Below are 11,227 nucleotides of genomic sequence, written 5' to 3' on the forward strand. Positions count from 1 at the left end.
GAATTCCCTTCAAAGACAAATTTTAAATTTGATGAACATTCCTGAATCGATTTATCTTGTTCCCCAGCTAGTTCCTAATTGACTCCAATCGCTCTAATTATTACTGTGACTTGATTTCATCGTCTTTATTTGCTCGACCATTTTTTAAATTGAGCGAACCGTGAGTCCTAATACACCACCAAATTTATTAACGGATTTATTTATTAGATTTCCCCTACAAGTTCTTACCAATCCTATTTTAGATTTATTGTTATTCGAGCAACCGCAATTTATAAATAAATTATTTGATACTTACAGTCATTATTTTAGTGGTCAAGGTTTGAAGAAAACGGACGATATTAGAGGATGGGCAAGAGAGCAAAAAGAAAAAAATCTTTATTTTAATACAGTAAATAATCATGTTTTTCCTGGATTTATTATAGATAAGATATCTGGGAAATACCGTCACTCCATTATGCAAAATTTAGGTAAGTACTCTCGATTGCCATTAAATACTAAAAATAATCCTAGAGAATTAATGGAATCACTAGATTTATTTTTATCTTCTTTTTTTGGAGAGCGACAAGTAGAATACAAACCAAATTTAGAAGCACTTGCAGCTAGAAAAATTCCTCTTCCTTTGAAATATCTTTATTCATTTATTGGTAAATATCCAGGTGAACATGGAGATTATTTGTATACTCAAGATAGTCTTCTGAATATTAGTACAGATGAAGTTATTTTAGGTAAAAGACCATTCTTAGGAGAAAATCAAGGAGTTTGGCACTGTGCTACAGAAGTTGAAGGAAACGATCCACCTGTATGGATAGACCCCGATCGCGATACAGCTTGGGAATATGTTTGTGATTCTTTAGCTGAGTTTTTAGTAACTTATTGTCTCCGAGAAGCTGTAGTCGGAAGTCTTTATCATTTGCACTTAGGAAATAACATTGAAGAAATAATCTCTACTGTAAAACAAAAGGATTTAGAGATAACTCTATTATGGCAAGGAATATATGCTTGCGATATAAATTGGCAACAAAGATACGCTCTAAACTCTTTTTATCTTGTAGAAGATTCGATTTTAATTTGGAATGGTTGGTGTGGTACCAATTATAAAAATGCCGAGCGATTGTTTAGTTATTAAAATATTCAATTACATAGATACATAGGTTATTTTACAGTTGCCGTTGCAGCAATCGTGAAGTGCCAGGCTTTGCCCGATCGCTTTGAGACAACTTACTCATCTCGATCCGCGAATCAAATCGAGACTTACTGGCAATGCGGTTTTGAAGCAAGCAGGATTACCTAAAGCTTTTGAGGCTGTTTTACCAATTTTTTGTTTCCAATAGTTATAAATCTAACCTGACATTACCAGACTTTTTTGAGTAGCAAGAATTACCCTTCAAACATTCTGGCAAAACCTTGGCTCAAGAAGATTAGAGCCTACGTAACTATAATCTCTCAGGCGATCGCAATCTAGAAACCTGACATTGTTTGAGATTAACTCAGAAAAAAGTCCAGACATTTACTGCAACGACAAGCAAGAAAAGCTTTCGTATCGTAAGAAGTGTCAAGACAACACAACTTAATTCTTTTTTATTAATCATGACTACAACTTTAATTAGAACCTCCCTAGATGGCAAGCACGATTTAGAACAAATAGTCAAATCAATGGTGTTAGCCTTTAGTACTGACCCCTTGTTACGTTGGATCTATCCATCAGAAGAGCAGTACGTAGCAAGTTTTCCTGGCTTGGTAAAACTGTTGGCTAGCGATAATCGTCTTTCCATTTACTACGCCAAAGATTATGCAGGGGCTGCTTTTTGGCTCTCTCCTGGCATCGAACTCGACCAAGATGTTTTTGCTGCATACATGAAAAAAACTGTATTACCCCAGGACTTAGAAAAGGTAGCCACTGTCTTTGAACAGTTAAACCAGGCTCATCCCCAAGCTCCCCATTGGTACTTGGCTTTACTGGGGGTAGAACCCTCGAAACAGGGCGAGGGCTATGGTTCGGCATTGATACAATCTGCGTTGAGAGAGTGCGATCTTTTTAATCAGATAGCTTATCTGGAAACTTGCAATCCTAAAAGTGCAGCTTTTTACGAACGTCACGGCTTTGAAATTCAAGAAACTATTCAGATTGAAGACTGCCCTGTAATTTTCCCGATGGTGCGCTATCCCAAGTCAATCTAATTCAGCCCCAAGTTGGTTTCGATTCCAGTAAATTTTAGGAGAAAAATCATGATTCTTATCAAGGAAATCAAACTAGAACGCCTTCTTCTATGTTTTTTAATTACCTTTCTTGTAGCAGATACTTATCCTCATCCCAATCTAGGATCGGGATTAATACAATCAACTTTCGAGCATATTCAAGGAACTGATGATTTCGAGTAAGTCAGAGAAAAATTAATAGACCTCTTGCAAAAATCAAAGGGTCTATTAATTAACCATGAAACAGAAACCGCTAAAGAGATTGGCTAAAAATAAATATACTTGCCTACTCTTGATATTGCTGTTGGCATTTGTTATCTACATTTTTACCTTTCAGGCAATAATCGCCGAGTTAATTCTCATCATATTTCTCTAAGCATTCTAATTACTTACGACGGATTGTATATAGAGCAAAGTTCTTTACTTGGCTAGAGTTTGTGCATCTCCAAGGAAAGATATTTACAAATTAAATAACTAAGCACAATGAATTACACAAAAACTTAGATTCAGAGACAAATTTAAAAGAGATAAGACAAATGAATCAAACATTAAGCCAAGAAACAATAAAACTACTTTGGCGAATATATCGTGAAAGTAAAAAGTATCAAGTTCGCCAAAGAGCCCATGCTATTATCTTGATAAATCAAGGATATGAAATAGAGCAAGTAGCCAAGATTTTTACAGTTAGCAGAAAAACTATATATAACTGGCAAAATAGTTGGTTTAACAGAAGATTAGCTGGTCTCTATAACCAATCAGGGACGGGAAGAAAAGAGCTCTTTGACGATTCACAGAAAAGACAAATTATAAATTGGTCAAAACAATACAATCAAAACCTAGGATTAGTAATTAAAAAAGCTAAAGATAAGTGGGGAATCCAAGCTTCAAAAGATACCATAAAAAGAATCTTGAAATATCGAAAAATAAAACGTAAAGCTCCAGCAATAATATTCTCAAAACAACAAAATCTCACTCTTAAAAAATGCTACTTAGAATCTCTAATAATGTGTAATTGATTTTGATTTTATACCTATCAAAGATTGCTCAAGTTACAAAAAATACTTTTTTTGGAAAAACATATTCTATAATTGGTAAAATTGTTTGTTTGTTAACTTTATTCGGCTATCTCGATCGTAAAAGCAAAAAGAATAGATAGTAAATACATAAAATAAGCAAATAAACTACTAATTTAAATGTTTTAAATATTCAAAATTTTTACATTTTTATTCGTACAAAACTGTCATAAATAGAGGTGTTATGAATAGCGCAAATAATAAATCAAAACAGAAACTAGAAATAAATACTATCTCGGTAACCCAGAAAGAAGAATTAACAGAATCACAGAACGAACGTCTAAACACAGACATTAATACAGCACAGAAAAAGAAAAAATCGCCTTGGTATTTCCTTGGTTTGGCAATGTTAGCAATTGGGAGCATCGCAGGTTGGAGAACTTTTACGGTCAGTCAAAAACCATCAAGTATAGAACAAAGGTCGGTTTCTGCTCCCGCTAGTTTACCCGTCCGCACCGTGCGATCGCAGATTAATCCCATTGAAGCTTGGGTATTTAGTAATGGGGAAGTAGCTGCCGTTCGTTTTAAGCATTTAACTTTTCAAACCGCTGGCACGATTAATTATCTTAAACAAATTGAGGGGCAAGATTTACGAGAAGGGGATTTTGTCAAAGCAGGAGAACTATTAGCCAGAATCGACCAGCGCAAACTCAACGCAGATATAACTGTGGCAGCAGCGAGCCAAGCGGAAGCGAGAAAAGAAATTACCAATGCTCTAGCAAATCTCCAACAGGCAAAAGCTGGATTAGAAGCAGAAAGAGCAAATTTATCCCAAGCAGAACAAAATTTAGCTAAAGCTAAAGCCGATCTTAGCAAAGCTAAAACCAGTCGTAACTTTGCAGAAACCGATTTGATTCGCTATCAGGAATTAGTAGCCGAAGGAGCAATCCAACGACGAGAAGTGGAATTGAAGAAAACTAATTTTCTAGATGCTGAAGCTAATCTAGAGGCAGCCAATGCTGGTGTGAAATCAGCAGAAAGTCAGATTAGGGCGACCCAAGCCCAGATAGCAGCAGCCCAAGGTCAACTTTTAGCAGCCCAAACCCAGGTGGAAACCGCCGAATCTGGATTAAAATCCGCATCTGCCAGGCTGGATAAAAGCAATGTAATTTTAGAAGATACGGTTTTGACTGCACCTTTTGATGGTGTGGTGGCATATCTCAATATCCGCGAGGGAGATTATTGGTCGCCTGAAGTCCTTCGCACCAGCAACTATCAAGAGGTGGTGGAATCAGTGCCAATGATGGTGGTTGACCCCAATAAATTGGAAGTTAATTTAGAATTACCTGCTTTTGATGGGTCAAAAGTACGTCCTAATCAGACTGCATATATAGTTCGGGATGCAGACTTAACTCAAGCTTCGATTAAAGGTTTAAGCAGTGAAAATTTAATCGATCTGGCACAGGCTAAAGGGGATATCTTTGCAGTCAACCCCGCCGTAACCCCTGGAGGTAGGGCGGTAAACGCGAGAATTCGGATCGCGGAAGGCAAAGAAAATCTCAAGGTAGGGGAACGAGTATCAGTGTGGATTGCCACAGACTCTAACCCCAAAGCAGTAGTTGTTCCCAAGGGATCTTTAGTGATTCGCGACCGCCAAGCCTATGCTTTTGTAGTCAACGAAGGGGATAATACCGTGGAACAACGTCCAGTGGAACTGGGAATTGAAGGATTAGCTTATCAGGAAATTAAAGCGGGTGTGGCTGAGGGGGAATTAGTGGTTACGGATGGTAAAAATCGTCTAGTAAATGGATCTTCGGTGAGGTTAGTCGGCTCGAATAATTAATCACATTTTTTAGGTTAACCATCAATCAAATAATTAATTAATTATGCAAACTCATACAAAAAAAGATTCTAAGCCCATCCCAAAAGCTGAAGCGAAAAGCATAAATCCGCCTTCTCCTATAGAAAAATTCCTGTTTAACCGTCAAGTTCTCGGCATTTTACTGAGTTTTATGCTCTTTGTTGGCGGAATTATGGGTTACTTTTCCATGGTTAAAGAATCCGATCCCGACGTTCAACTGGCAAAAGCAATCATTTCTACGGAATGGTCGGGGACAGATGCCGAGACGATCGAAAATCGAATTACCGATAAATTAGAGGATAAGATTAAAAGTTTGCCTGGGCTTAAAAAAATTAAAAGTGGTTCGTTTAACTCCTTCTCCTTGGTAGATGTGGAGTTTAAGGCGGAAGCTCCTGTAAACGAGTCGATTCAAAAGTTGCGGGGTAAGATGGATGATGCCACCCCTGATATGCCTCCCGAATCTGAAGACAGAGAGCAGCCAGAATTCGAGCAGATTTCCCAACAAGATGCTCCAGTTTTAACCCTTGCTCTTTATGGAGAAAACCTGGACTCTGTGGTTTTAAGTAATGCTGCTAAAGAGCTACAGGACATTCTCGAACAGGTGAAGAATGTTCGTAAAGTAGACTTAGCGGGACGGCGAGAAGAGGTTATTCATGTTCAGCTTATTCCCCCACGCTTAATTGAATTGGGTATTTCGGCTAATAAAGTCAAGGAAGCGATTGAAGCTGGTAATCAGGATATGTCTTGGGATCGAGTGCGAGATAATGCCATTGGCGGGCAGATTCGACTTTACGGACGTTTTCGGACTCTGGATGACCTGAAGCAATTACCCGTGGCTCGCCTGAATGAAAATCGAGTGGTGCGTTTGGAGGAAGTGGCGGAAGTTCGACGGGATTTAGAACGGGAAACCAATCGCGCTGCTTTTAGCTGGCAGGGAGAGGAGTTTGTCCAAACCATTAATGTGGATGTGGTGAAAGTTCCTGGGACAGATTCGATTAAAGTCATTACTGATTCACTCGCCGCGATCAAGCAAACCAAACAAGACCCCAATCTCTGGCCTCAAGGAATGGAGTACAAAGTCATTAATAATGATGGGGAATATATCAATAACGATCTCTTTAATCTGGGTAATAATGTCCTCCAAGCTTCCATTTGTGTCTTTATCATTCTCTTATTTGCCCTGACTTGGAAAGAAGCAGCGATCGCAGGTTTAGCAATTCCCTTAACTTTCCTGGGGGCAATCCTGGTTCTCTGGTTGGGTGGTCAAACCCTTAACAACATGGTGCTGGTGGGGATGATTCTGGCTCTCGGTTTGATGGTGGATGTCTTTATTGTCATCTTAGAAGGAATTCATGATGGTATTTTTGTCCAAAAGCTCAGTTTTAATCGTGCAGCAATTCAAACCGTTAGGGCTAATGCTATTCCTGCTTTAGCGGGACAGCTAACCACTATTTTAGCCATGGCTCCCTTGATGGCAATCTCTGGGTCGATGGGTAAATTTGTCCGCTTAATTCCTCTCAGTGCGATTGTTTGTCTGGTTCTCAGCTATGTTATTGCCCTGTTGATTATTGTCCCTCTATCTAAGTTTCTCCTAGGCAATGTTAAGGCGGATAACAAAGCTACTTTTATCGATCGCCTGACCGTCACTGCTACGGAGAAATTTACTAATTGGACTTTAAATAATACCGTCCGCAATCGTAAGATAGCCCGTCTTTGGACGATGGGGACAGTTGCTCTGTTGGTATTTAGTTTAGTTTTGGCTTCCCAGTTATCTTTTACTCTCTTTCCTGACAGCGACCAACGCAAACTTAGTATTAATGTCGAATTAGCTCCTACTACCACCATTGAACGTTCTCAAGCTGTTGCCGACGAAATCGGTGCCAAGATTCGTAACTACAGCGACCCCAATGGTAATAAGGTATTTGCTAGTTCAATTAAGTTAGTCGGTAAACGAAGCGATTTAATTAGTTCGGGAGAAATAAAACCCGAAACTGCTGATTATTTTGTCGGTTTTTCGGCAATCTTTACTACCGCAGATCGACGCACCAAGCCTTCTTACATCTATGTTAAGGAATTGCGGGAAGAACTAGCCCAAATTTTAGACAATTATCCAGACTCTACCCTGGCAATGCAGTATCAAAAAACAGGGGATACTTTCGACCCGATCCAGGTAGAGTTAAGCGGTGCAGATATGGACGTACTACGGGAAATGTCGGCACAGGTACAGCAAGCCCTGAGAGAAATTCCTGGCACAATGGATGTCCGCGACGATCTCGGCGGTTTACAAACCGATTACAAATATTCACCGCGACGAGAAGCTTTAGATTTTTACGGTTTGAGTCAGAATGAAGTCGCTTGGCAAGGGCGATCTCTCTTCATCGATACGGAGATTGGTGAATTTCCCATCGGTAGTGGCGAAGAAGATCTCAAAATTCAACTTAGTTCTGCTTGGCCTTCCCAAGATGGGGCAGTGGGTGGCCCTTCCCGCGAAGATGAGTTTGCCATGATGCGGGTAATTACGCCGCAAGGAAAAGTCATCTCTGCCGACTCAGTATTGGACTTAAAGCAAGATTTAGTCCCTCTTTCCATAAACCATCGCAATACAATCCGTACCGTTACTGTGTTAGCCAAAAATATACCAGGTACAGGCATCTATGATAGCGACATTTTGGTTCAACTACAGCCCAAACTAGACAAAATGCAGGAAGGTTGGTCTCAAGGCTATCAATATAAATTTGGTGGAGATGCAGAAACCAGCTCTGAAACCTTTGGTTCGGCAGGAATCATGCTCATCGTTGCTATTTTCTTAGTCTTTGCCCTGTTGGTTTTACAGTTTGCCTCCTATACTCAGCCATTTATCATTATGCTGACTATCCCCTTTGCCACCATTGGTTTATTTGTCGGCTTCTGGTTGTTTAATATTCCCTTCTCCTTCCCTGCCATGATTGGGGTCATTTCTCTCACAGGAATTGTAGTTAACAACGCTATCTTTATGGTCGATCGCATGAATGCCCGTCGTCAAGAAGGGATGGATGTTCGTAATGCTGCGGCATTTGGTTCGAGCGATCGCCTGCGTCCGATTCTGACTACCAGTTTAACCACTGTAATCGGCTTATTACCCCTGGCATTTAGCGAAGCCAAGTGGTTTCCTCTCTGTATGGCAATTATCTTTGGTCTAGTTTCTTCAACTTTGATTGCCTTTTTCGTAGTCCCAGGTTTATATTTACAGTTGACTTCTAATAAAGCGATCTCTCAGGAGAGTTAAAATGTGGGGCTGTGGAATCAAGGTGCGGAAATCCACATAGATCGATAAGTGCATTTATACTAGCCATTTGTTAACATCAATCAGGAATGCAAGTATATTGAGTTTTCAATCTGAGCATTTAATCTTAAACTTTTAGTCGTTACTAACAACTATGATATTTAATTTTGGTGAAGTAACTTTAGATTGCAAAATCTTAGAAACAAGTAATTATCAATCTAAACATTCTAGAAAAACTGTACAAAAATTAAAGATACAAACGAAAGTCAGAGGTGGTAATTCACGCAAAGAATTCAACTCAATACTTAGCAATGCGAACAAAACTTCTATAATCTCCAATAAAGAAGCTAATAACATAGTGAAATACTGGAAAATAGGCAATTATTCTTCTAGCCATACTCAAGATTCTCCATTATGCAATTACAAAATTGATATTGAAGAGATTGAACCTCTTCAAGCTACTTCCTTAAAAATAGGTGATATGATCCTTAAGCCTTATTCATATGAGGAATATTTTCAAAATGATAATCTTCACATAAATGCCAAGGTTCATGTTAATGAGGAAGATCAAAAAAAGATCAAAAACGATATCGAAATGGGTGAAGAGCTTGAAGTAATAAGATATGGTATTGACGATCAACCTCGATCAATGGTTTTAAGACTAAGTTACTGGTCTAAAAATGAAAATCAAATAAAGCATGAAATTCGATTAGAGGAGATAAATAGTAAGAAAAATAAAAACTTATCACCTGGTAGTGTTTTGGGAAAAGCAATTCATAAAATGACGGAAAATCAGGCAATGACAGAAATATTAATGGAGAGTTTAGTTGATAAAGGTATTTTTAATCAAGATGAAATAGATAATCTTTACACAAGAATGTCTGAAAGAATCTGGCAAAAAAAATATGAGCTATTTCAAGTGAAAGATATTGATGATGATTAGTATTTAATCAAACAGTAGATAATATCGCTTTTTACTAGCAACAGTCAATTAATCATAAAGTTTGGTTTTCGGTCATTGTAGATTGGCTCAAAGTAAAAAGCGATCGCATTCGCTCCATCTTAACCACCAGCTTAACTACAGTAATCGATTTACTTCCCCTAGCATTTAGCGAAGACAAGTGGTTTCCTCTATGTATGGCAATTATCTTTGGCTTGATTTCTTCAACTCTCATTGCCTTTTTTGTAGTGTCAGGATTGTATCTACAATAGACTTCTAATAAGGCGATCGCTTAAAAAGATTAAAAAGTCACCGAGTTATTGTAAACAATCGTTTTAATCTTTTTTCTGAAGAAAAAATAATGTGCTATGTATCTAGCTAGTGAAGAAGAATTGGTATAACTCGTAGACTGAAAAAATACTCAGAAAAGCAACTGTATCAAGAGGCTCTTGCCAATGCAATTTATGAATCCACCTGGACTTAACGATCCATCTGACTATGGATATACTCAAGCTGTTGTTGTGCCATCTGGGGCAAAACTTGTTTACATAGCAGGACAAGGAGGGGCAGATGAAAACGGAAAGTATGGTAACTTTGCGACTCAATTAAAACAAGCATTTGCCAATTTACGAACAGCACTTACAGCAGTAGGAGCTACTCCAGAAGATGTGGTAAAAATTACAATTCTTTCAGTCAATCACAATGAAGAAAAACTACGTTTAATTTCTGCCCAGAGAAAATCTTTTTGGTTAAATCATAAGCCAGCCAGCACTCTTATTCCTGTACCTAGACTGGCAAGTGATGAAATGTTGTTTGAAATTGATGCAGTTGCAGTAATTCCCAATTCTTAATTTTTATCGCATCTATGACATTTTGTTGTCATATTTGATCGTCAAAATATATGTAAAGACAAATCGACGATCGATCAATATGAACAAGATATTCACTTTAAAAACAATCCTGACAACATTAATTAGTACGAGCATTGCTAGTAGCTTGATGGCGTTACCCGTTCGCGCCAATGAAGATAATTTGGTTAACGAATCTGATAGCACCGAATTAATTTTAAGCCAGAATTTTGATAGTTATGGCGATCGCTATAGAGATCCCGAACCTACAGACGATTTTAAAACTATTGTTGGTATTACTGGTTTGGCAGTAGGTACTGGTGTTATTGGTTATCATGTAACTCGCGCTTATAAACCTTCTTTGGTTAACTCTATACCTGCGGTAAGTAACCATAATGCTCCTTTACTCGATCGCACTAAACCTAAACTACGTAAGGAATTACTCAGACTTGTAAATGATCGACAAACAGCCAATCGTCTTTTATCTGGTACATTAGCCAGAAATCCTGGTCGTTCTCCCAATTGGTTAGCTGATAAAGTTATTTACGATCTAAAACGCGATCGTTAATCTAACGCGATAGCATTTTTTACTATTGATTATCAGCCTCTATCAACAGAACCAATCATTCTAACCTTGGATAGACAGGGCAAACGCATCTTAAATTGAGCGAAAACAGATAATTGAAGAAAGAAAGGATAAAAGTCAAAAAAGAAGAGTAGTAGTATGAAGTGCTTCTTTTTAACGACGCGATCCCGAGTAAAAACATGATAAATTCAGTAAAATTAACAATTAATTGAAGACAGAATTAGTTCTTAGAATTGATGATATGATGACCCAATTATCAAACTTAATTTTGGCTATCTTTAGTCATGAAACTAAGACCAAAAACTACAATAGAAGAACATTTTTCATCTATCAAAGCTCCGAGATTAGATAGAACTAAGCTACATCAGTTGATTGATATTATTACTATTACTCTTTGTGCAGTAATTAGTGTCGCAGAAACCTGGTCTGATATAGAATTATTTGGTCACTGTAAATATGATTGGTTCAAATCCTTTTTAGAATTGCCGAACGGGATTCCATCTCATGATACGATAGCACGA

Annotated in this window: 11 protein-coding genes; all 11 read left to right on the top strand. The window is 38.1% G+C overall.

Features of this window, described 5'->3' with window-relative positions; genetic code table 11:
• Positions 1-160: 160 nt before the first annotated feature.
• On the top strand, positions 161-1,126 hold the full coding sequence (locus tag H1P_RS25630) for a hypothetical protein (RefSeq protein ID WP_144872828.1): 966 nt from the start codon (positions 161-163) through the stop codon (positions 1,124-1,126).
• A 461-nt stretch (positions 1,127-1,587) separates the two neighbouring features.
• Entirely contained in the window at positions 1,588-2,178 is a 591-nt protein-coding gene (locus H1P_RS25635) for a GNAT family N-acetyltransferase (protein WP_144872831.1), read from the top strand.
• Positions 2,179-2,226: 48 nt separating this feature from the next.
• Entirely contained in the window at positions 2,227-2,379 is a 153-nt protein-coding gene (locus tag H1P_RS36535) for a hypothetical protein (RefSeq protein ID WP_186376144.1), read from the top strand.
• Between the two features lie 353 nt (positions 2,380-2,732).
• Complete coding sequence (locus tag H1P_RS25640; RefSeq protein ID WP_144872834.1) at positions 2,733-3,212, top strand: helix-turn-helix domain-containing protein; 480 nt, start codon at positions 2,733-2,735, stop codon at positions 3,210-3,212.
• A gap of 241 nt (positions 3,213-3,453) precedes the next feature.
• Complete coding sequence (locus H1P_RS25645) at positions 3,454-5,052, top strand: efflux RND transporter periplasmic adaptor subunit (protein ID WP_144872837.1); 1,599 nt, start codon at positions 3,454-3,456, stop codon at positions 5,050-5,052.
• Positions 5,053-5,095: 43 nt separating this feature from the next.
• The gene (locus tag H1P_RS25650) at positions 5,096-8,335 is read left to right on the top strand and encodes an efflux RND transporter permease subunit (protein ID WP_144872840.1); all 3,240 of its coding nucleotides are present in this window, start codon (positions 5,096-5,098) and stop codon (positions 8,333-8,335) included.
• Between the two features lie 151 nt (positions 8,336-8,486).
• Positions 8,487-9,275: a hypothetical protein gene (locus tag H1P_RS25655; RefSeq protein ID WP_144872843.1), complete on the top strand. Its 789-nt coding sequence runs from the start codon at positions 8,487-8,489 to the stop codon at positions 9,273-9,275.
• A gap of 143 nt (positions 9,276-9,418) precedes the next feature.
• Positions 9,419-9,544 carry a hypothetical protein gene (locus H1P_RS39980; protein ID WP_425461554.1) on the top strand — a complete coding sequence of 42 codons (126 nt, stop codon included), beginning with the start codon at positions 9,419-9,421 and terminating at the stop codon, positions 9,542-9,544.
• Between the two features lie 192 nt (positions 9,545-9,736).
• A complete protein-coding gene (locus H1P_RS25665; protein WP_222427233.1) occupies positions 9,737-10,123 on the top strand; it encodes a RidA family protein in 387 nt (128 codons plus the stop codon).
• Positions 10,124-10,202: 79 nt separating this feature from the next.
• Entirely contained in the window at positions 10,203-10,688 is a 486-nt protein-coding gene (locus H1P_RS25670) for a hypothetical protein (RefSeq protein ID WP_144872849.1), read from the top strand.
• A gap of 302 nt (positions 10,689-10,990) precedes the next feature.
• Positions 10,991-11,227 (top strand): transposase family protein (locus H1P_RS25675; RefSeq protein ID WP_144872852.1); only part of this gene is annotated, 237 nt, incomplete at its 3' end.

Source organism: Hyella patelloides LEGE 07179 (genome assembly GCF_900659865.1).
Classification (GTDB): domain Bacteria; phylum Cyanobacteriota; class Cyanobacteriia; order Cyanobacteriales; family Xenococcaceae; genus Hyella; species Hyella patelloides.